The 20,861-nt window shown below is 66.3% G+C and carries 15 protein-coding genes, 1 tRNA gene and 5 pseudogenes; 11 read left to right on the top strand and 10 right to left on the bottom strand.

Going from position 1 to position 20,861, the window contains the following annotated elements; genetic code table 11:
- Positions 1 to 22: 22 nt before the first annotated feature.
- The 3 genes from atpD to ACQ858_RS20335 all read left to right on the top strand — a co-directional run bounded on the left by atpD (position 23) and on the right by ACQ858_RS20335 (position 2,464).
- Positions 23 to 1,438 carry a F0F1 ATP synthase subunit beta gene (gene atpD / locus ACQ858_RS20345; RefSeq protein WP_431274357.1) on the top strand — a complete coding sequence of 472 codons (1,416 nt, stop codon included), beginning with the start codon at positions 23 to 25 and terminating at the stop codon, positions 1,436 to 1,438.
- A gap of 147 nt (positions 1,439 to 1,585) precedes the next feature.
- The gene (locus ACQ858_RS20340) at positions 1,586 to 2,005 is read left to right on the top strand and encodes a F0F1 ATP synthase subunit epsilon (RefSeq protein WP_088954921.1); all 420 of its coding nucleotides are present in this window, start codon (positions 1,586 to 1,588) and stop codon (positions 2,003 to 2,005) included.
- A gap of 228 nt (positions 2,006 to 2,233) precedes the next feature.
- Positions 2,234 to 2,464, top strand: coding sequence for a DUF3079 domain-containing protein (locus tag ACQ858_RS20335; protein WP_431274356.1), 231 nt, complete (start codon positions 2,234 to 2,236; stop codon positions 2,462 to 2,464).
- 26 nt (positions 2,465 to 2,490) lie between these two features.
- Here ACQ858_RS20335 and ACQ858_RS20330 read toward each other — a convergent pair whose 3' ends face one another.
- The 3 genes from ACQ858_RS20330 to ACQ858_RS20320 are packed head-to-tail and all read right to left on the bottom strand — an operon-like array spanning position 2,491 to position 4,589.
- Complete coding sequence (locus tag ACQ858_RS20330) at positions 2,491 to 3,009, bottom strand: TPM domain-containing protein (RefSeq protein ID WP_431274355.1); 519 nt, start codon at positions 3,007 to 3,009, stop codon at positions 2,491 to 2,493.
- Positions 3,010 to 3,011: 2 nt separating this feature from the next.
- Complete coding sequence (locus tag ACQ858_RS20325) at positions 3,012 to 3,947, bottom strand: TPM domain-containing protein (RefSeq protein ID WP_431274354.1); 936 nt, start codon at positions 3,945 to 3,947, stop codon at positions 3,012 to 3,014.
- 48 nt (positions 3,948 to 3,995) lie between these two features.
- A complete protein-coding gene (locus ACQ858_RS20320) occupies positions 3,996 to 4,589 on the bottom strand; it encodes a LemA family protein (protein ID WP_431274353.1) in 594 nt (197 codons plus the stop codon).
- Between the two features lie 46 nt (positions 4,590 to 4,635).
- On the opposite strand from ACQ858_RS20320, the gene ACQ858_RS20315 reads away from it, so the two are divergent.
- From ACQ858_RS20315 to ACQ858_RS20300, 4 genes and pseudogenes are all read left to right on the top strand, one after another.
- Positions 4,636 to 5,397, top strand: coding sequence for a hypothetical protein (locus tag ACQ858_RS20315; RefSeq protein ID WP_431274352.1), 762 nt, complete (start codon positions 4,636 to 4,638; stop codon positions 5,395 to 5,397).
- Positions 5,398 to 5,451: 54 nt separating this feature from the next.
- On the top strand, positions 5,452 to 5,907 hold the full coding sequence (locus ACQ858_RS20310; RefSeq protein ID WP_431274351.1) for a YybH family protein: 456 nt from the start codon (positions 5,452 to 5,454) through the stop codon (positions 5,905 to 5,907).
- Positions 5,907 to 6,871 (top strand): annotated as a pseudogene (locus ACQ858_RS20305) (YheT family hydrolase). Before ACQ858_RS20310 ends, ACQ858_RS20305 begins: the two are co-directional and overlap by 1 nt.
- Before the next feature lie 20 nt (positions 6,872 to 6,891).
- On the top strand, positions 6,892 to 7,437 hold the full coding sequence (locus tag ACQ858_RS20300; protein WP_431274350.1) for a DUF2946 family protein: 546 nt from the start codon (positions 6,892 to 6,894) through the stop codon (positions 7,435 to 7,437).
- Positions 7,438 to 7,497: 60 nt separating this feature from the next.
- Here the strand turns inward: ACQ858_RS20300 and ACQ858_RS20295 are convergent, their stop codons facing one another.
- From ACQ858_RS20295 to ACQ858_RS20280, 4 genes and pseudogenes are all read right to left on the bottom strand, one after another.
- The gene (locus tag ACQ858_RS20295; protein ID WP_431274349.1) at positions 7,498 to 8,112 is read right to left on the bottom strand and encodes a c-type cytochrome; all 615 of its coding nucleotides are present in this window, start codon (positions 8,110 to 8,112) and stop codon (positions 7,498 to 7,500) included.
- Between the two features lie 192 nt (positions 8,113 to 8,304).
- A pseudogene (locus ACQ858_RS20290) lies at positions 8,305 to 9,667 on the bottom strand (efflux transporter outer membrane subunit).
- Positions 9,668 to 9,816: 149 nt separating this feature from the next.
- Positions 9,817 to 12,971: pseudogene (locus ACQ858_RS20285) on the bottom strand (efflux RND transporter permease subunit).
- Positions 12,972 to 12,984: 13 nt separating this feature from the next.
- The gene (locus ACQ858_RS20280; RefSeq protein ID WP_431274348.1) at positions 12,985 to 14,247 is read right to left on the bottom strand and encodes an efflux RND transporter periplasmic adaptor subunit; all 1,263 of its coding nucleotides are present in this window, start codon (positions 14,245 to 14,247) and stop codon (positions 12,985 to 12,987) included.
- A gap of 167 nt (positions 14,248 to 14,414) precedes the next feature.
- Between ACQ858_RS20280 and ACQ858_RS20275 the strand changes: the two genes are divergently transcribed.
- The 4 genes from ACQ858_RS20275 (at position 14,415) to ACQ858_RS20260 (ending at position 17,427) form a co-directional block, all read left to right on the top strand.
- Positions 14,415 to 15,047 (top strand): TetR family transcriptional regulator, encoded by a 633-nt coding sequence (locus ACQ858_RS20275; RefSeq protein ID WP_431274347.1) that lies wholly within the window; start codon positions 14,415 to 14,417, stop codon positions 15,045 to 15,047.
- Between the two features lie 43 nt (positions 15,048 to 15,090).
- Positions 15,091 to 15,165, top strand: a tRNA-Arg gene (locus tag ACQ858_RS20270).
- Between the two features lie 502 nt (positions 15,166 to 15,667).
- Positions 15,668 to 16,354, top strand: coding sequence for a winged helix-turn-helix domain-containing protein (locus tag ACQ858_RS20265; RefSeq protein WP_431274346.1), 687 nt, complete (start codon positions 15,668 to 15,670; stop codon positions 16,352 to 16,354).
- Positions 16,249 to 17,427: a tetratricopeptide repeat protein gene (locus ACQ858_RS20260; protein WP_431274345.1), complete on the top strand. Its 1,179-nt coding sequence runs from the start codon at positions 16,249 to 16,251 to the stop codon at positions 17,425 to 17,427. Before ACQ858_RS20265 ends, ACQ858_RS20260 begins: the two co-directional genes overlap by 106 nt.
- Positions 17,428 to 17,537: 110 nt before the next feature.
- Here the strand turns inward: ACQ858_RS20260 and ACQ858_RS20255 are convergent.
- From ACQ858_RS20255 to ACQ858_RS20245, 3 genes and pseudogenes are all read right to left on the bottom strand, one after another.
- A pseudogene (locus tag ACQ858_RS20255) lies at positions 17,538 to 17,864 on the bottom strand (helix-turn-helix domain-containing protein); the annotation flags it as partial.
- A gap of 4 nt (positions 17,865 to 17,868) precedes the next feature.
- A pseudogene (locus tag ACQ858_RS20250) lies at positions 17,869 to 18,075 on the bottom strand (type II toxin-antitoxin system HigB family toxin); the annotation flags it as partial.
- A gap of 28 nt (positions 18,076 to 18,103) precedes the next feature.
- Complete coding sequence (locus ACQ858_RS20245) at positions 18,104 to 20,857, bottom strand: phospholipase D-like domain-containing anti-phage protein (protein WP_431274344.1); 2,754 nt, start codon at positions 20,855 to 20,857, stop codon at positions 18,104 to 18,106.
- Positions 20,858 to 20,861 lie beyond the last annotated feature (4 nt).

Here is a 20,861-nt window from a genome sequence, read left to right as displayed (position 1 = left end):
TTAATTTTTATCGGAGCAGATGATGGCTCAAGAAAACGCAGTTCAAGGCAAGATCGTTCAATGTATTGGCGCCGTGGTCGACGTGGAGTTCCCGCGTGACCACATGCCGAAGATCTACGACGCCCTGAAGTACGAAGGCGGCGGCCTGACCCTCGAAGTGCAGCAGCAGCTGGGCGACGGCATCGTCCGTACCATTGCGCTCGGTTCGTCGGACGGCTTGCGCCGCGGCATCACCGTGGTCAACACCGGTGCACCCATCACGGTGCCGGTCGGCAAGGCCACGCTGGGCCGCATCATGGACGTGCTGGGTAACCCCATCGACGAACGCGGCCCGGTCGGCCAGGAACTCACCGCGCCGATCCACCGCAAGGCGCCGGAGTACGACGAGCTCTCGCCCTCGCAGGACCTGCTCGAAACCGGCATCAAGGTGATCGACTTGGTCTGCCCGTTCGCCAAGGGCGGCAAGGTGGGCCTGTTCGGTGGCGCCGGCGTGGGCAAGACCGTGAACATGATGGAGCTCATCAACAACATCGCCAAGGCGCACTCGGGCCTGTCGGTGTTCGCCGGCGTGGGCGAACGGACCCGCGAAGGCAACGACTTCTATCACGAAATGTCGGACGCCAAGGTGGTGGACCAGGAGAACCCGGCGAACTCCAAGGTGTCGATGGTCTACGGCCAGATGAACGAGCCGCCGGGCAACCGTCTGCGCGTGGCGCTGACCGGCCTGACGATCGCCGAGTCGTTCCGCGACGAAGGCCGTGACGTTCTGTTCTTCGTCGACAACATCTACCGCTACACGCTGGCCGGTACCGAAGTGTCCGCGCTGCTGGGCCGCATGCCTTCCGCCGTGGGCTACCAGCCGACGCTGGCCGAGGAAATGGGCCGCCTGCAGGAGCGCATCACCTCGACCAAGGTCGGCTCGATCACCTCGATCCAGGCCGTGTACGTGCCGGCGGACGACTTGACCGACCCGTCGCCCGCGACGACCTTCGCCCACCTCGACTCGACCGTGGTGCTCTCGCGTGACATCGCTTCGCTCGGTATCTACCCCGCCGTGGATCCGCTCGACTCGACCTCGCGCCAGCTCGACCCGCACGTGGTCGGCGAAGAGCACTACAACGTGGCCCGCGCAGTGCAGGGCACGCTGCAGCGCTACAAGGAACTGCGCGACATCATCGCGATCCTGGGCATGGACGAACTGGCGCCGGAAGACAAGCTGGCCGTGGCCCGCGCCCGGAAGATCCAGCGCTTCCTGTCGCAGCCCTTCCACGTGGCCGAAGTCTTCACCGGCTCGCCGGGCAAGTACGTGCCGCTGTCGGAGACCATCCGCGGCTTCAAGATGATCGTCAACGGCGAAGCCGACCACCTGCCGGAACAGGCGTTCTACATGGTGGGCGGCATCGACGAAGCGTTCGAGAAGGCCAAGAAGGTCGCTTGAAATGACTTTCACCCCCATGCGCCTTCGGCGCTCCCCTCTCCGGGGGCGCACCCGGCGGCCCGGCAAAGCCGGTTCCGCGGGTGCCCTGGGTTGGGCTGCGCCAAGGTCACGCATCGCGGGTCAGTGGAAAACTGAAGGAATTAGCAGATGGCGAACACCATTCACGTGGACGTGGTCAGCGCCGAGGAGTCCATCTTCTCGGGCGAGGCCAAGTTCGTCGCGCTCCCCGGCGAAGCCGGTGAGCTCGGCATCTACCCGCGCCACACGCCGCTGATCACGCGCATCCGTCCCGGCGCCGTGCGCATCGAGACGGCCGACGGCGGCGAGGAATTCGTCTTCGTGGCCGGTGGCATCCTGGAAGTGCAGCCGACCACGGTGACCGTGCTGTCCGACACCGCGATCCGCGGCAAGGACCTCGACGACGAGAAGGCCAGCGCCGCCAAGGCCCGCGCCGAAGAGGCACTGAAGAACGCCAAGAGCGACATCGACATCGCCCTGGCCCAGTCCGAACTGACCGTGATGGCGGCGCAGATCGCTGCGCTGCGCAAGTATCGTCAGAAGAAATAGCTCGCCCCCAGCCTCGCTCACTTCGTGTAGCTCGGGCACCCCTGCCGGGGGCAACACCAGCGGCCCGGCCAAGCCGGTTCCGCGGTGTTTCTGGCGAAGAAGGAGGCCGCCTTTGGGCGGCTTTTTCATTGGCGTGCGGCGTGGATGGCCCGTCGTTGATGAAGCTCAATGCGGTCGCATCGGGGTGTATGCAGAATGCCACCAGCAGCATTGCGTCGCCGCCGCACCATGGCCAAGAAATTCCCCATCAAGCCCGCGCACCCCGAGCGTGTCTGTTGGGGCTGCGATCGCTATTGCCCGTCCGACTCGATGATGTGCGGCAACGGCTCCGAGCGCACGCAGCACCCGGTCGAGTTGTTCGGAGACGACTGGATGGACTTCGGCAGCGGAACCGACACGCGTGACGACGATGCCTCGGATGGCTTCGATCCAAATCTGGCCGAAGTCAAGTCTTGTTAGGCTAAAAACGCGCTCGCAGGCCGGGGTCAGAGGATCACCGGCGCATCCGGCAGCTCGTTGCGGTCCTTCTCGCCCTCGGCGAGCGGGAAGTGCTCGACCAGGAGCGCGGACACCTCTTCGAGCGCCTGCGTGAGCCCGTCCTCGAAGCGCCCTTCGCGGAACGCCTCGCCCATGTGCCCGGCCGTCGCAGCCCACGCCGCGTCGTCCACGTGCAGATCGATGCCGCGATCGGCCACGATCTCGATCGCGTGGTCGGCCAAGAGCAGGTAGATCAAAACGCCGTTGTTGTGGGCCGTGTCCCAGACGCGCAGCTTGCTGAACATCATGATCGCGCGCTCGCGCGCCGTCGCATCGCGCCACAGGTAGGACATCGGCAGGCCGGCCTCGACGCAGATGCGGATCTCGCCGCTGTGCCGCCGCTCGCTCGCGCCGACGCGGCGCTCCAGGCGATCGAGCATCTCGGCCGGCAAGGCGCGTCGCACATGGGCCTCGTCGACCCAGCGATGGCGCCAGATGCGCGCGAGACGTGAAGACAGCGAAGCCATGGTCACCAATCCCCCGAGGCGCCGCCGCCGCCGAAGTTGCCGCCGCCGCCCGAGCCGAAGCCGCCGCCGGACGACCCGCCGCCGCCCCAGCCGTCACCGCCGCGTCCCGCGCCCCAGCCGCCGCCGCGCCGCAACGGGCCGGAGCCGAACGCCATCGACAGGAGCGTGAAGAGCAGGGCGCCCAGCCCCGCGAGCACCGCGATCACGATGCTCGACGTCAGCATCAGCACGACGAAGCCGGTGATCCCGCCCATCGCCAGCGAGCCCGGGATCTTGCCGAAAATGCGGCGCGCGATCGGCCCGCCGACCATCACGGCGATGAAGAAGAACACCGCGAGGTCCTGCCAGTTGAATCCGTCGCCGCCGCGCCCGTCGCCGCCGAAATCACCGCCGCGCGCATCGACCTCCGGCAGCGGCTCGCCCTTCACGCGCGCGATGAGCTGGTCCGCCGCCGCGTCGAGCCCGCCCGCGAAGTCGTTCTGGCGGAAGCGCGGCTTCATCGCCTCGTCGATGATGTGCGCCGCCGCGAGGTCGGGCACCGCGCCTTCGAGCGTCTTGGCGACCTCGATGCGCATCTTGCGGTCGTTCTTGGCGACGATCACGAGGATGCCGTCGCCGACGTCGCGCCGCCCGATCTTCCAGGTGTTGCCGACACGGTTGGCGTAGCTCGCGATGTCCTCGGGCGCGGTGGTCGGCACCATCAGCATCACGATCTGCGAACCCTTCTGCTGCTCGAAGGCCTGCAGCTTGGCTTCGAGCGCGCTGCGCTCCGACGGGCTGAGCGTGCCGGTCTGGTCGATCACACGCGCATCGAGCTTCGGCACCGGCAGCAGGTCCTGCGCCCGCGCATGTCCGCCGAGCAGCGCCGCCGCGAACAGCAGCAGTGCCGTCAGTGCGCGCCAGACGATGACCATCTTCTTAGCGACCTCCTGCGCCATGACTTGCCTGCAGCCCATGAAACCGGTGAAGCTCGCATGGGGGTGATTTCACTTCTTCGGCGCGCTGAAGTCGACCGTCGGCGGCGTCGAGATCTGGGCCTCGTTCTGCACCGTGAAGTTGGGCTTGGGGTCGTAGTTGAAGATCTTCGCTGTCAGGTTGGTCGGGAAGCTGCGCGCCAGCACGTTGTATTCCTGGACCGTCTGGATGTAGCGGTTGCGCGCCACGGTGATGCGGTTCTCGGTGCCTTCGAGCGTGACGCGCAGGTCGCGGAAGGCCTGGTTGGCCTTGAGGTTCGGGTACTGCTCCGACACCGCCATCAGGCGCGACAGCGCGCTCGACAGCTCGCCCTGCGCCTGCTGGAACTTGTTGAAAGCCTCGGGGTTGTTGAGCGTCTCGGGCGTCACCTGGATCGAGGTGGCCTTGGCGCGCGCCTCGATCACCTTGGTGAGCGTCTCCTGCTCGAAGTTGGCTTCGCCCTTGACCGTGGCCACGATGTTCGGAACGAGGTCCGCGCGGCGCTGGTACTGGTTGAGCACCTCGCTCCAGGCCGATTTGCTGGCCTCGTCGAGCCGCTGGAAGTCGTTGTAGCCGCAGCCCGAGAGGGCGAGTGCGGCGAGGATGATCATCAGCCAGCGTTTCATCATCGAGGTCCCTTGTTGTGAATTGGGCGAAAGGTAGCATAGCGCCATGCCGGTCGATCCCATCCACGCATTGCAGGCGGGCCGGCGAGGCCCGCCGCAGCAAGGTGTCGATGCGGGCACGGGCACGCTCCTCATTGCCGGCGCGACCGGCGTGCTGGGGCAGGAACTGGTCCGGCGCCCGGCCGGCCGGCACCGCTTCGACCACACGCGCGTGCTGGTGCGCGAGCCGATCCGCGAAGGCATCGCCGGCGTCGAGACCGTGCTCGCGCCCGACGCGCCGATCGACGAATGGCCGCCGGTGGAAGCCGACACGGCACTCATCCTCTTCGAGCCGCCGCGCCTCTACTACGACCGCGAACGCGCACTCTGGACGCCCGCGCCGGACCAGTTGCCGGCGCTCGCGCGGTGGCTGCGCGCGAGCGGCGTCGAATCCCTCGCGATCGTCCAGCCGCATGCCCAGGGGCGCTTGCCCGAGGCGCTCAAGCGCGGCCTCGCCTCGCTCGACGAGCAGGCCGTGGTGGCCGAGGGCTTCGAGCGCGTGATCCTCGTGCGCTCGGCGCAGAAGCCGGCCAAGCCGCGGCTGGCGAACCCGGCGGAGCGGCTGGCCGCCTGGATGCTCTCGATCACGCGCTTCATGGTGCCGACGAGCGAGCAGCCGGTGCGCGCCTCCAAGGTCGCCGAGCTAGTCGACGTCGCGCTGCGCCTGGCGCCCCCGGGCGCGCGCGTGATGGCGCCGGAGACGGTCTGGCGTGCGGCCCAGGGCGATGTGCGCGAAACCGTCGAAGCCTGGATCGCCGGGGCGCCCTGAAGGACCCGCCGACGCGTGCACGAGGCAAAATCGACCCCTCCGGCAGATCACCCCATGTCCACCAAAACCAGACTCCGCGCCGCGACCGTCGGCGGCACCGCCGACGACGTCGAGGCGGCTTTCTACGAGGCGCTGCAAAGCGGCGACGTCGACGCGCTGATGGCTTGCTGGGCCGACGAGGACGAGATCTTCTGTGTCCACCCCGGCGGCCCGCGGCTGGTGGGCGCCGACGCGATCCGCGCGGCCTTCGAGCACATGTTCGGCAACGGCGGCGCGATCCACGCGACACCCGCGCGCGTGCGCAAGGTCGAGTCGCTCGCGAGCGCCGTGCACAACGTGCTCGAACGCATCGAAGTGCTGACCACCGAAGGGCGCAAGCACGCCTTCGTGCTCGCCACCAACGTCTATCACAAGACCGCGCAGGGATGGCGCATGGTCGCGCACCATGCGAGCCCGGGCAGCACGCAGGAGCCGGGCGACGCCGCCGAGGCGCCGCAGACCCTTCATTGATGCAGTACGTCGCACCGCGCTGGTTGCCTGGAGGCAACCTCCAGACCATCTGGGCCGCCCTGTACGGCCGGCGCGTGATGACGCCGCTGCCGCCGTACCGGCGCGAACGCTGGACCGCACCGGATGGCGACTTCATCGACGTCGATTTCCTCGAGGCGCAAAAAGGCGCCGGTCCGAGGCCGCTGCTGGTGCTTTTCCATGGACTCGAAGGCTCCTCGCACAGCCATTACGCGGAGGCGTTCGCGGCCTTCGCGCTGGAAAACGGCTGGGACTACGCGGTGCCGCATTTCCGCGGCTGCAGCGGCGAGATCAACCTCGCGCCGCGCGCCTACCACTCGGGCGATTTCGAGGAGATCGACTGGATCCTCGCGCGCCTGCAGCAGGGCCGCGGCGCGATCCGGGCGGTGGGCGTCTCGCTGGGCGGCAACGCGCTGATGCGGTGGGCGGAAGAGGCGGGCGGCGAGGCCGCGAAGCGCGTGCGCGCGGTCGCGTCCATCTGCGCGCCGCTCGACTTGGCGGCCGGTGGCGCCGCGATCGGCCGGGGCTTCAACAGGTTCGTCTACACGCCGATGTTCCTTTCGACCATGAAGCCCAAGGCGCTCGCCAAGCTGGCGCAGCACCCGGGCCTCTTCGACCGCGACAAGCTCCTCGCGGCGCGCGACCTGCACGACTTCGACGATGTCTTCACCGCACCGCTGCACGGCTTTCGCGACGCCGACGACTACTGGCGCCGCGGCTCGGCCAAGCCGCACCTGCACCGGATCGAGATCCCGGCGCTGGTGGTGAATGCGGTCAACGATCCTTTCGTGCCAGCCGCCAGCCTGCCGCGGCCGGGTGAAGTCGGCCGCCATGTCACGCTCTGGCAGCCCGCCCACGGCGGCCACGTCGGCTTCCCGCTCGGCTTTCCCCCGGCCACGTGCTCGGCATGCCCGAGCGCGTCATCGGCTGGCTCGCGGATCGCTAGCCGCGCAAAATACCCGCGATATGGACGACATCGTCAAACAGGCGCTCGCAAAGTGGCCGAACGTGCCGCATTGCTACGGCTGGCTCGGCCTCGATGCGCGCGGCAACTGGTATCTGCGCGACGCGCCCACGCAGGCGGCCGGTCCGTTCGCGGCGTCGAAGGGCTCGATGCTCCGGCACGAGAAGCTGATCGAATTCATCCAGCGCAACTACGAGTGCGACGGGCAGGGCCAATGGTTCTTCCAGAACGGGCCGCAGCGCGTCTATGTCGAACTCGAGGCCACGCCGTGGATCTGGCGCGTCGGCGAGGATCTCTCGGTACGGTCGCACGCGGGTGAGCCCGTCGAGCCTTCGGCCTGTCTGCTCGACGAGGAAGGCAAGCTGTACCTGGTCGCGCCGATCGGTCTCGGCCTCGTTCACACGCAGGACGTCGGCCTGGCGTCGGAGGCGGTCGAGCAGGGCCGTTGGGTGCCCGAGGACGTTCGCGCGGCCGATCTGCCGGCCCGCTTCGGCTACGTGACGAGTCCGGCGGCAAGGCAGCCGGCCCAGCCCGCCGCATCGTACTGAGCGCTGCGCGGACAAAAAGAGCCCGCTTCTGCGGGCTCGTTTCTTTGGGGGCCGGGGGCCTTACTTGGCGGTGCCTTCGGCGGGCTTGGCTGCGTCGGCGGTCGTGGCGCCGTCGGTCGGCGCTCCGGCGGGCTTGTCCGGCACCGGGAAGGTGGCGCCGCCGGCATTGGCCATGTAGACCACGGCACGGCCGATTTCCAGGTCGTCGAAATCGCCGCCGCCTTGCGGGGGCATGGCGTTCCAACCCTTGAGCGCGTGTTCGAGGAGCGTTGCATAGCCCTGGCCGATACGGGGGCCCCAGGCCGCAGCATCGCTGAAGTGCGGCGCGGCGGGAATGCCGGGGGAGCCGTGGCAGGTCACGCATTGCGCCTTGAACACGGCTTCGCCGGTGGCGAGCTGCCGGTTGGCATCGCGGATTTCGATGGAGCCCACCTTCTTGAGGCGCTCGCCGATCTCGCGGTCGCGCACATCCTTGGACACGCCGTAGAGCGAGAGGCCTTCGCCCTGTTCGGAACCCGAAGGCCGGTTCCCCGAGACCACGTACGAGACGAGGCCCGCGATGATCAGGATGGGAGCGAGGAACGAGAAAAATACCGCCAGCAGGAGCTGCTTGGGATTTTTGATCGGGCCGGTGTGGGCTTCTTCTGTGGCCGGGTGCTGCACTTCGTCGCTCATTGGGTCCTCAGTGTGGGGCTCGTCGGGGGCTTTTTAGATCACGGCGGATTATAGGGACCCCCCGCCAGGGCTTGTCTCGTGCGTACCCCAACCCAGGGATGCCGCGGAACCGGCTCCGCCGGGCCGCTGGTATCGCCCCCTGCAAGGGGTGCCCGAGCCACACGAAGTGGGCGAGGCTGGGGGTGTGCCTATCTACCTCGTACTCCAGCCCCCGCCCAGCGTTTTGTAGAGCGCCACCTGGTTCTGCAGCTTCGCCTGACGCGCCTGCGCGGTGGCCAGCTGCGCCGTGTACAGCGACCGCTGCGCATCCAGCAGATCGAGTCCGCTCGCGATGCCGTTGCGATAGCGCATGTCCGACAGCTTGAAGCGGATCTCCTCCGCGTTGGCTTGCGCGATCAGCGCGCGCAACTCCTCGTTGAAGGTCGCCTGGCCGGCGAGCGCATCGGCGACTTCGCGGAACGCGGTCTGGATGGCCTTCTCGTACTGCGCCACCGCGATCTCGCGCTGGGCCTTCGCCGAATCGAGGCCGGCCTCGGTTGCGGCCCGCGTCGAAGATCGGCAGCGTGATCTGCGGCGCGAAGCTCCAGGCCTTCGAGCCGCTCTTGAAGAGCCCCGAGAACTCGTTGCTCGCGGTGCCGATCGACGACGTCAGCGTCACGCGCGGGAAGAACGCGGCTCGTGCGGCGCCGATGTTGGCGTTGGCGGCAATCAACTGCTGCTCGGCCGCGCGGATGTCGGGCCGCTCCGTGAGCAGGTCCGACGGCAGCCCCGCCGGCAGGTCCTGCATCGGCGTGAGCGCCTGCAGGCCCGCCGCGCTGCCGGCGAACGCCTCAGGCGGCACCGGCGCACCGATCAGCAGCGCGAGCGCGTTCTCGTCCTGCATGCGCAGGCGTTGCTGCTGCGCGTAGGCGGCGCGCGCGGTCTCGGCCTGCGACTCGGCAAAGCGGTAGTCGATCTCCGACGCCACGCCGTTGTCGAAGCGCAGCTTGGTCAGCTTGAGCGACTCGTCGCGCGTCTCCATCGTGCGGCGCGTGATCTCGAGGAACTCGTCGTCGCTCAACACCGTGAGCCAGCCCGTCGCGACCGCGCTGACGAGGCTGATCTGCGCCGCCTTGCGTGATTCCTCGGTGGCGAGGTATTGCGCGAGCGCCGCGTCCTTCAGGCTCGCGATGCGGCCGAAGAAATCGATCTCCCACGACGTGATGCCGACGCTGACCTGATCGACCTCCGACACCTTGCCGATCCCCGTCACCGAGGGCCGCTGCCGCGTCTGGCTCGCGGAGGCGTTGAGCGACGGGAACAGCGCCGAGCGCTGGATCTGGAACTGCGCGCGCGCCTGCTCGATGTTGAGCACCGAGACACGCAGGTCGCGGTTGTTCGCGAGCGCCGTCTCGATCAGCTTCACGAGGCGCGGATCGGTGAAGTAGTCCTGCCACGCGATGGTGGAAGCAGGCGGCTGCTGCGCCGCCGGCGCCGCCGCGTTCGGAAACGCCGCAGGCACAGGCGGTTCCGGCCGCTCGTACTTGGGCGCCAAAGAGCACCCGCCGAGGAACACAGCCGAGGCCGCCGCGACAGCGGCAAGGCCCGTTCGGGAAACACCGCGGAACCGGCTTTGCCGGGCCGCTGGTGTTGCCCCCTGCAAGGGGGTGGAGAGCGACACGAAGTGCGCGAGCCTGGGGGTGAGCTTACTCGCCGGGGTGTGCTTCATTTCTCTTCCTCGATGCCCGCGGCTTCCGCGTGGCGCTTGTCTGCCGGTGCTGACGCTCGCTGCCCTTGAAGAGCCTGCGAACGACCACGAAGAACACCGGCACGAAGATCACCGCGAGCGCGGTGCCGGTCAGCATGCCGCCCAGCACCCCGGTGCCGATCGCGCGCTGGCTCGCCGAGCCCGCGCCCGAGGCCAGCGCCAGCGGCACCACGCCGAGACCGAAGGCCAGCGAGGTCATGATGATCGGGCGGAACCGCAGGTGCGCCGCGGCCAGCGCCGACTCGATCACGCCCTTGCCCTGCGCCTGCAGGTCCTTCGCGAACTCGATGATCAGAATCGCGTTCTTCGCCGACAGGCCGATGATCGTGATCAGCCCCACCTGGAAGTACACGTCGTTCGAGTATGAGCGGAGCAGCGTCGCCAGCAGCACGCCGAGCACGCCCAGCGGCACCACCATGATCACCGACAGCGGGATCGTCCAGCTTTCGTACAGCGCCGCAAGGCACAGGAACACCGCCAGGATCGCGAAGCCGTAGAGGATGGTGGCCTGCGAACCCGCGAGCTTTTCCTCACGCGACTGGCCGGTCCATTCGTAGCCGAAGCCTGGCGGCAGTTGCGCCGCCAGCTTCTCCATTTCCGCCATCGCGGCGCCCGAGCTGTAGCCCGGTGCGGCCGAGCCCGAGATGCGCACGGCCGGATAGCCGTTGTAGCGCACCGTCTGCTGCGCACCCGTCACCCAGCGCGTGCTCGCGAAGGCCGACAGCGGCACCGGCACGCCCTTGCTGTTGCTCGCGTTGAGCTTCAGCAGGTCTTCCGGCTGCATCCGGGCCGGCGCATCGGCCTGCACCACCACGCGCTGCAGGCGGCCCCGGTTCGGGAAGTCGTTGACATAGGACGAGCCCAGCGCCGTCGACAGCGTCGTGTTGATTGCGTCGAAGGTCACGCCCAGCGCGTTCGCCTTGTCGCGGTCGATGTCGATCTGCAGCTGCGGTGCGTCTTCGAGGCCATCCGGGCGCACCTGCATCAGCAGCGGGCTCTTGCTCGCCATGCCCAGCAGCTGGTTGCGCGCGTTGATCAGCGCCTCGTGCCCCGCGCCCGCGCGGTCCTGCAGGCGGAAGGTGAAGCCGCTCGCGTTGCCCAGTTCAGGAATCGGCGGCGGGCTCAGCGGATAGATGAACGCATCGCGGATGCCGGAGAGCGCGCCGAAGGCACGGCCCGCCAGCGCATCGGCGGAATGCGCCGGGTCCTTGCGTTCGTCCCAGTCCTTCAGCGTCACGAAGGCGAGGCCGGCGTTCTGGCCCTGGCCCGAGAAGCTGAAGCCCAGCACGCCCACCATGCTCTGCACTTCGGGCTGCTTGAGGATGTAGCCCTCGACGTCCTTGATCACCGACAGCATCCGCTCCTGCGTCGCGCCCGGCGGGAGCTGCACGTTCACGATGATGTTGCCCTGGTCTTCCTGCGGCAGGAACGAGGTGGGCAGCCGGGTGTAGACCACGGCGACCGCGCCGATGATCGCCACGTAGACGATCAGGTAGCGCGTCGCCCGGCGCAGGACGCGCGCCACCACGCTCTCATAACCCCTGGCCGTGCGCGTGAACCCGCGGTTGAACCAGCCGAAGAAGCCCTTCTTCTCGTGGTGATGCCCCGCCTCGACCGGCTTGAGCAGCGTCGCGCACAGCGCCGGCGTGAGCGACAGCGCCATGAAGGCCGAGAAGCCGATCGACGCCACCATCACCGCCGAGAACTGGCGGTAGATGTTGCCGGTCGAGCCCGCGAAGAAGGCCAGCGGCACGAACACCGAGATCAGCACCACCGTCACGCCGATGATCGCGCCCGAAATCTGGCGCATCGCCTTGCGCGCGGCTTCGAGCGGCGGAAGGCCTTCCTCGCTCATGATGCGCTCGACGTTCTCGACCACCACGATCGCGTCGTCCACCACGATGCCGATCACCAGCACCATCCCGAACATCGTCAGCACGTTGATCGAGAAGCCCAGCGCCAGCAGCGTCGCGAAAGTGCCCAGCAAAGCGATCGGCACCACGATCGTCGGGATGATCGTGTAGCGCCAGTTCTGCAGGAACAGGAACATCACCAGGAACACCAGCGCCACCGCCTCGAACAGCGTCTTCACCACTTCGGTGATGGAGATGCTCACGAAGCGCGAGCTGTCGTAGGGGATGGTCCACTTCACGCCCTGCGGGAAGAACTTCGAGAGCTCTTCCATCTTGGCGCGGATCAGCTTGGCCGATTGCAGCGCGTTGCCGCTCGGCGCGAGCTGCACGCCGATACCGACCGCGGGCTGGCCGTTCAGGCGGGCCGAGGTCGAATAGGCCTGTCCGCCCAGTTCGATGCGGGCCACGTCGCGCAGCCGCACCGTCGAGCCGTCGGTGTTCGCGCGCAGCACGATGTTGCCGAACTGCTCCACCGTCGAGAGCTGGCCGTTCACCACCACCGTGGCCGAGATCGCCTGCCCCGGCACGTTCGGCAGGTCGCCGATGACGCCCGACGACACCTGCGCGTTCTGCGCCTTGATCGCGTTGTTCACGTCGCCGGCCGACAGGTTGTAGCCCTGCAGCTTGGCCGGGTCGATCCACACGCGCATCGAGCGCTCGGTGCCGAAGAGCTGCGCCTGGCCGATGCCGGCGACGCGCTGCAGTTCGGGCACCACGTTGCGCGATGCGTAGTCGCCCAGCGCGATCGGGTCGTAGGCCGGGTTGTCCGACGAGAGGATCGTGAACAGCAGGAAGTTGTTGCGCGACTTGTCCACGCGCACCCCCTGCTGCGTCACCGCCGCGGGCAGGCGTGGGGTGGCACGCGACAGCCGGTTCTGCACGTCCACCTGCGCGAGATCGGCGTTGGTGCCGGTTTCGAAGGTGATCGTGATCGTGCCGGTGCCGTCCGCCTGCGCGACCGACTCCATATAGATGAGGCCGGGCGAGCCATTCATTTCGCGCTCGATCACCGACAGCACGCTGTCTTCCAGCGTCTGTGCCGACGCGCCGGGATAGGCGGCGCTGACGATGATCGCGGGCGGCGCCACGGGCGGGTATTGCGAGATCGGGAGCTGCGTGATCGCCATGCTGCCCATCACGATGATGAACAGCGCGATCACCCACGCAAAGATCGGTCGATCGATGAAGAACTTGGCCATGCGGGCGCGCTCCTTACTCTTTCTTCTTGTCGGCGGCAGGAGCCGGAGCGGCTGCCGCGGCAGCAGGAGCAGGCGCTGCGCCCGCGGGCTTCCATGGCACCGGCTTCACCGGCGTGCCGGGCGGCATCATCTGCAGCTTCTGGAAGCCGTCGACCATCACCTTTTCGCCGGCCTTCAGGCCGTCGATCACCACCCACTGGTTGTTCTGCGCGGCGCTGATCTTGACGCTGCGCTTGCTGAGCTTGCCGTCGTCCGCCACCACCGTCACCGTGTCGCCCTGCTGCGTGCGCGTCACCGCCTGCTGCGGCAGCGTGATCGCGTCGGCCGCCTGCGCCTGCTCCACGCGCACCCGCACGTAGAGGCCCGGCAGCAGGTTCTTTTGCGGGTTCGGCACCTCGGCGCGCAGCGTGACCTGGCCGGTCGTCGAATCCACCGTCAGGTCGGAGAACAGCAGCCGGCCGGGCAGCGGATATTCGGTGCCGTCTTCGAGCACCACGCGCACACTGGCCGCGTTCGCGCCTTCGGCGCGCTTGAACTGGCCGGCCTCCATCTGGCGGCGCAGGCGCATCACGTCCGTGGCGGACTGCGTGAAGTTCACGTAGATCGGGTCGATCTGCTGGATCACCGCGAGCTGGGTCGCGTCGCCCTGGCCCACCAGTGCGCCCTCGGTCACCAGCGCGCGGCCGATGCGGCCCGAAATCGGCGCCGTCACCTGCGTGTAGCTCAGATTGATCTTGGCCGTCGTCAGCGCCGCGCGGCTCACACCCACGTCGGCCTCGGCCGTCTTCTGCGCGGCCACCGCGTTGTCGTATTCCTGCTTGCTGACCGCATTGGCCGCCACCAGCGGCTTGTAGCGCTCGGCCAGCGCCTTGGCCTGCACGGCGTTCGCTTCGGCCCGCGTCAGGCTCGCTTCGGCGCTGCGCGCGGCGGCGGCATACGGCGCGGGGTCGATGCGGAACAGCAACTGGCCGGCCTTCACGTCGCTGCCTTCCTTGAAGACCCGCTCCATCATGATGCCGGCCGCGCGGGCGCGCACCTCCGACACGCGCGAGGCTTCCAGCCGGCCCGGCAGCTCCGTCAACAGACCGACGCTCGTCGGCGTCGCAACCACCACGCCCACTTCAGGCGCCGGCGGTGCCGCACCGCCATGGCCGCCTGCTGCGGGGGCTTCGCCCTTGCCGCAGGCCGCGAGTGTCAGGAGCATGGCGGTGGCGGCGGAAACGGCCGCCAGGCGCGGCGAGAACAAAAAGGGGCGCGAGACATGCAGGTTGGGCATGCGAATCCTTTGTAGCGAGGACGGGGACAGCGCCTGTCCGCGCGAGCGCCTATAAAGCACCACGGCGAAGCTGGCTATCGGGAAAGGGCGCTAGTTTACATACATTCGTGCATGTATAGTGACACCCTTTACGCGCAAAGGGCGATTCTAGGAACGGGAGACAAAAAATGGCGAGGCGTACCAAGGAAGAGGCTCAGGAGACCCGCCAGCGTCTGCTCGACGCGGCGGAGGTGCTGTTCCAGTCGCAGGGCGTTTCGCAGACCACGCTGCAGCAGATCGCCCAGCAGGCCGGCACCACGCGCGGCGCCATCTACTGGCACTTCAAGGACAAGGCGGACCTCTTCAACGCCATGATGGACCGCGTCACGCTTCCGCTGGAAGCCGCCGTGGAGAAGGTCGCGAAGGATGGCTCGATGGAGGGCATCGAACGCATGATGGTCGAGGCCCTCAAGCTCATGACCACCGACCCGCAGATGCGCCGCGTGTTCGAGGTGGCCACCCACAAGGTCGAATACACGCACGACATGCAATCGGTGCACCGCCGCCACCTGGACCTGCGCAACGAATGCGTGTTCGACTTCGAGAAGGCCATGGTCGCCGAGGCCCGCCGCGCGCGCATCAAGCTGCCCCTCCCGGCGGCGCAGGCGGCGCAGGGGCTGCACGCGCTCATCAACGGGCTGATCCAGAACTGGCTGCTCGACCCGGAGGCCTTCGACCTCGTCTCGACCGGCCGCCGCACCTTCCGCGTCTACCTCGCGGGGCTGGGTTTTGGGAAGCCGGAGCAGCCAAGCTGCGGCTGATAGGCGATAATGGCGGTCTTCCGACCACGTCGGAAACCCAATCCTCGCTGTATTTCAACGGATAGAATTCGGCCCTCCGAAGGCTGAGATCCAGGTTCGATTCCTGGCGGCGGGACCAGATACAAGACCGGAAGCTTCCAAAGGCTTCCGGTCTTTTTTGTTTTGGGCCTGGCAGTCTGACAAGACCGCGTTGAGCGCTCCGTCGGACGGGTTCACGCACCAAGATCCCGGGTCCCAATCTCGACACTCCCTTCCCACTCGCGAGACCGCTCCAGGTAGGGACGTGGGACGGCTGGGGCTGGGGAACGTTCGACTCCGGGTGATGCGGATGAACGCGACGTCGGCGACCCCTTGAACCCGCCTGCCTTCGAGCCAGACAGGTCCGCCGGGCAGCTTCGACGGACCGAAGGCGGCGCAGGCACGGGGTCGTCCGAGAGGTAAGGGACCGCCACCATGCACAAGAACGCGCGGATCAGGCAACGGCCGATCGTCGCGGGGCGGGGCTTGTTTTGAGTGCTCACGAAAACCCCCATCTTGGTATGTAAAGATCAAAATGCGGTTTGGTGGCCGGTGTGCCGACGCTAGTGCTGGTGGGCACGCAGCGCCCGAGGGGTGGCCGAATGAACGACGAACGATCGACGATCAATCACCGAATCGGCGACGGGCCCCCGATCGGTGCGCCAGACGCCGTCGGCGACGGCATCGCGGCCTTTGCCGGCTTCGAGTTCGATTCGCGGCGCGACGAACTGCGCAAGGATGGCGTCGCTATCTCGTTGCGACCCAAACCGCGCGCCTTGCTGCGCCATCTGCTCGACCATCCGGGCCGGCTGCTCGGAAAGGAAGAATTGATCAGGGCCCTGTGGGGGTCGGTAGTTGTCGGCGACGACTCGTTGGTTCAATGCGTCGGTGAGTTGCGTGCGGCGCTGGGAGATCGGGGCGCGTTGATCAAGACGCTGCCGCGCCGTGGCTACATGCTCGACACCACGGTCGAAAGGCTGGCCCCCGACCTCAGGAATTGCCCCAAGCCGAGCCGGCGATGGATGGACCGAAACGCACGCGCCGGAATCCGATCCGGCGATGGTGGCTGGTCCCATTCATCTGCACGTTGCTTCTGGGCGTCGCCGGTGCGGTCTGGAAGATTCGCCAGCCCGCGCCGTTCCGCATCGACGACGAGCTGGCTGCACGCCATGCCGTTGCGGTGTTGCCGCTGGTCGATGCCGACGAGCCTGGCGGCACTTCGGTGCTCGGGAATGCGCTGGCTGACGACATCAGCGCGCAGATCTCGCTGCGACAAGCAATGCGAGTGATCGGCCCGGCGTCGACCGCGCGCTACAACGCGCCTGCGCCCGACATTGCGCACATCGGGCGCGAACTGGGGGTCCGCTACGTCATTGGCGGTCGCGTGACGCGCGCCGGCGGCGCCATCGTCATCGATTCGACCCTGACCTCGGTCGAGACCGGCGAGGTGATCCGGTTGAACCGGTCGACCTTCCCGACGCCTGCCGATGCCCAGCACTCCAACCTGGACCAGCGCGTTGCCAGTGCCTTTCGCATGCAGTTTTACGAAATCGACAACGCGCAAGCCAGTCGGCCCGGCCACGTGGTCGATGCCGCCGATCTGACCAGCCTGGGCTGGCGCGACCTGAATCGCTTCGTGACGCGCGACGACGTGTTGCGGGCTCGCAGCCGCTTCGAGGCGGCACTGAAAGTCGACCCCGATTCGGTGGTCGCGCTCCAAGGGGTGGGTTCCAGCTACCTGATCGAGATCGTCAACTACTTCAGCCGCGCCCCGCAGAGCCTGCTCGAACCCGGCAAGAAAGCGCTCAAAAGGGCGATGGAACTGCGTCCTGACGTGCCAGAAAACCTCCTGCCTTGGGGTAGCCTGCTCGCACTGAGTGGACAGCCGGCCGAGGCGATGGCGATGTACAACAAGGCATTGGAGATCAGTCCGAACTACGCCTTCGCCCACCTCTTCGTTGCGCGTATGCGGATCTGGGAGGGCCGCTTTGCCGAAGCCCAGCAGGAAATCGACAAGGCCCGCGGGCTCAGTCCGGCGGACGCGCGCCTGTTGTATGCCGTCTATGCGCTGTCGGCGACCGCGAATTTCGTGCAAGGCAGGGATGACGAAGCCTATCGGTGGGCGATGAGGTGGGCCGCCGAATATCCGAACAGCGGGCAACCCTATGCGATGCTCGCCGCGATCGATGCGCTGCGCGGACATGACGCCGAGGCTGCCGCCCACATGGCCAGGCATCGCGAGCTATTGCCAAATGACTCGATTGCCTATGTCGTGTTCCTCAATCCCTCGACCGACCCAGTCTTCCTCGCGCAGCGCGCGCGGCTGATCGACGGCCTCCGCAAGGCGGGGTTGCCTGATTGATGAGCGCAGACTGTCGTGCTCGACCAGATGTTCAGTTGCCGAGGCTGAAGTTCTCCGGCCTGAAGACCTACGCTGCGAGCATGAACCTCTCGTCGTCGCTGCCATGGATCAAGACCACGGTGGATCTTGCCAATCATGCGCAGTGTCAAGGGCCGCTTGTGATTCAGGACCTCGTACACCCGGTTGCGCTGGCCGATGAACGGTTCCAGATCTTTCACTGAGAGGCCCTGCTGCTCCATCCGAAACTTGATCGCCTCGATGGCATCGGGTGGATCGATCGGGTGATTCTTCGCCTCGTAGACCTGGATCAGCGCGAGCAGCACCTCGACGCGATCTGCGTCTTCGGTCCCGGCCGCTGGCTCCTGGTCGAAATACGGCGAAACCGCCTTCAGGGCGGCCTTGTAGTCAGCTTCGGTACGGATGGGGCGGATGTTGATGGAGCTACTCCACTTTTATGGTGTGGGCGTCAATTCGATCGTAATCGGCATGGGTACCGATGAATTTGATGTAGATCGCCTCGAATCGGTAGGCCACAGCGGTGATCAAGCGGTAGTCGTTGCCTTTGATGTTGAAAACAACCCGATTGTTTCCGACGAAGCTCGCATTGCGATACCGGTCCTTGATTTCTTGCGGCGCCATCAGCGACGCCAGGTACCGAGCGATCCGAGCTTCTTAGTCACCCCCACGCTGTACTCATCAAGGTGACGAGATCGCGCCGCGACAGCACTTCCGTAAACTCGCGCCAATCCTTGTCCGGTGGCATCATCGTGCCGGTGTAGCGCAGGTCAAAGCCGGTCGCGGTTTTCTGGGCGTTGATGTACTCGTCCAGCCGTTCGCCCAGCGTTTCGATGTCCTCGATCCACTCGTCCTTGATGGTGTCCGGCAGGGAGCCGAAGAGGTCATAGCGGTTCTTCATGCGCTCGGACAGGCGCTCGTAGATTTTCTCGTCTACGGTTTGTTCGAACACGAGGTTCAGCATGTCCACAGTTTCACGCCGCTGTCCGAAGCGTTTGATGCGGCCGATGCGCTGTTCGAGACGCGTGGGATTCCAAGGCAGATCGATGTTGATCAAGGTGCCAAGGGTTTGCAGGTTCAAGCCTTCGCAGGCGGCGTCGGTCGCCACCATGACGCGAATCTCGTGCTCGGCCACCATGCGTTTGAGCGTTTCGCGCTCGACACTCACGCTGTCGCCGCGCTGGTAGAGGCGACTACGACCTGCCCCTGCGTACAGGCCAACTGCCTCCTCGGGGTAGCGGGCGGCAAGCGAATCGGCCAACCATTTCGCCGTGTCGTAGTACTGGCTGAAGATGATGACACCCAAGTCCAGCCATTTCTCCTTTTCGAGGAAGTGAACGACGGCATCCATCTTCGGGTCGACTTCGAGCCACTCCAGCCGGTCGATCAGGCGTTGCAGCACCTCGCGCTCCTCGCCTGTCTCGACTTTGACGTTACCCTCCTGCTCTTCGTCCTCTTCAAGCACGGCGTCGCCCTCCAGCAAGCGCTGCGCCGTCGAGAGGCCCGCGTGGATGCTGGAACAAATGCGCTGCTCCATCAGGTTCTTCATGAAGCCGCTACCCTTGCCGCGTTTAGCCAGTGCTTTGCCGAAGGCGCGCGCCTCGCCATATGCCTGCCGGAAGTTCTCGGAAGTTCGAAGCGCCTTGCCTTCAAACAACATGTCGAAGGCGCGTTGCTCTGACGCATGCTCGCGCTCGGGATGAACGTCTACTCCCACTGGGGTCAACAAGGGCTTGCCGTCCTTGTCCTTAGTTTCTTCAAGTTGCTGGCGCTTGCGCAAAACAACGTGGCGCACCAACGGGTTCTCGCGTTGGAACAAGGTCGCCCCAGCAATGCGGCGATCAAGCTCCTCCTCCAGAATCTCACGCGTCTCTTCTGTCAGCTCAGCCAGCGAACGGTTGGTTTGCCAGTCACCGTTGTGCAATCCCAAGTCTTGCCGGATAGCAGAAAACAAGCGACGAGCGCGAGGCTCGCTGGTTGATTCCATGCGCGGCAGCGGTGAGCGCAGCAGCTCCCACGCGTGAGCCAACGTTTCCACCTCAACGCGACCAGCAACGATATCGAGCACTTCATCTGGCCGATGCCACGGCGCAAGGTCGTGCCCCAGCACAAAGCGCCCCGGGCCTTGGTGCAAGATGCCCAACAAGTCCCACAGGTCGGCAGGGTTAGTCTGGATAGGGGTGGCCGTGCCCAACAGCACGTGATCGGCACGCGCGGCGATCTCGCGCATGAAGGCCAGCAGTTCGTTCGGTGTTCCGGCTTCCTTGCCGAAGCCCTGGCGGGTTCTGGCTTTGTGCGCTTCGTCGAGGATCACTACACCGAAGCGCATGCCAAGCAAATGCTGCTTTTCTAACGAATCGCGCATCATCAAGCCGGTGGAGACAATGCCGATGCGCAGTGGACAACGGGCAATCTGCTCACGTCCAGCAGGCGACAGCACGCGCTCGTCAGCATCCAGCCAGACCTTGCCTACGGTATCCCAACGTGCGGTCGGAATGCCCAGCTTGTCCAGCATTTCGGTCTGCCATTGTTCTGTTAGCGTGGCAGGGGCAAAGATCACGACCGGACGGCGCGGCCCATTGTCCTTGTCGGACAACAGGCATAGCGTCAACGCGGCCGTGGCCAGCGACAGCGTCTTGCCCAGTCCTACTTCGTCGGCCAGCAGCAGGCGAACCGTGCCGTACAGACGCTGATGGCGCAGGCACTCGGTCAGGAAACCCTGCTGCCACGGCTGTAGCTGCTGACCTTCCCGGTAAAGGGGCGATTCAATCAGTGCTGCAGGCGCAAGATCTTCCTCGTCTTCGATTTCGATGAACTCGATCTCGCGTCGGTAGCCGCGCCGATGCACCTCGCGGATGACAGCCTGCGGCAGCGGTTTCGCGGCATTCCAGAGATAGTCGAATTCTTCTTCGATCCACGCCACGCCCTCTGGGGATTCGTCTTCCCACAGGATTTCGTAGTGGCGCTGCCAGCCGCTGCGCGTCTCGTTCATCGACCCGATGAAGCCCAGTCTGCTGCCATCCGCCAGGGTAATCACGCCCGCCTTACCATGCACGAAACCGCAGATGTCGTCGGGCGCGATGCGCACAGCCTGCCCATGCTTGATGAGGAAGGCGTCCAGTCGCCGGTAGCGTTCCCGGTTCAGCAGTGCCTCGGCCTCCAGGGCGCGCTCGTTCCAGCGGCCCAGCATCTTGCTCTCACGCAACTGCGCCACTTTGAGGTCGTCCGGGTGGATGTCCACGTTACAGACGATCTTGACCTCGGGGATGTGCTCCAGCGCCTCGCCTGCCACCTCAAACAAAGAGCTGGTGAAGTAGCCCGCGATGCGCTTGTAGCTTCTGGCTCCTGCCAGATGCTGCATTAGGAAGCTGGCATCCAGCCGATTGGTACGCGAAGAGAAGCGCCGAATGCTCATGCCT

Origin of the sequence: Variovorax ureilyticus (assembly GCF_050632185.1) — a bacterium.
Taxonomy (GTDB): Bacteria; Pseudomonadota; Gammaproteobacteria; order Burkholderiales; family Burkholderiaceae_C; genus Variovorax; species Variovorax ureilyticus_A.
This window is presented reverse-complemented; position numbering and strand designations above follow the sequence as displayed.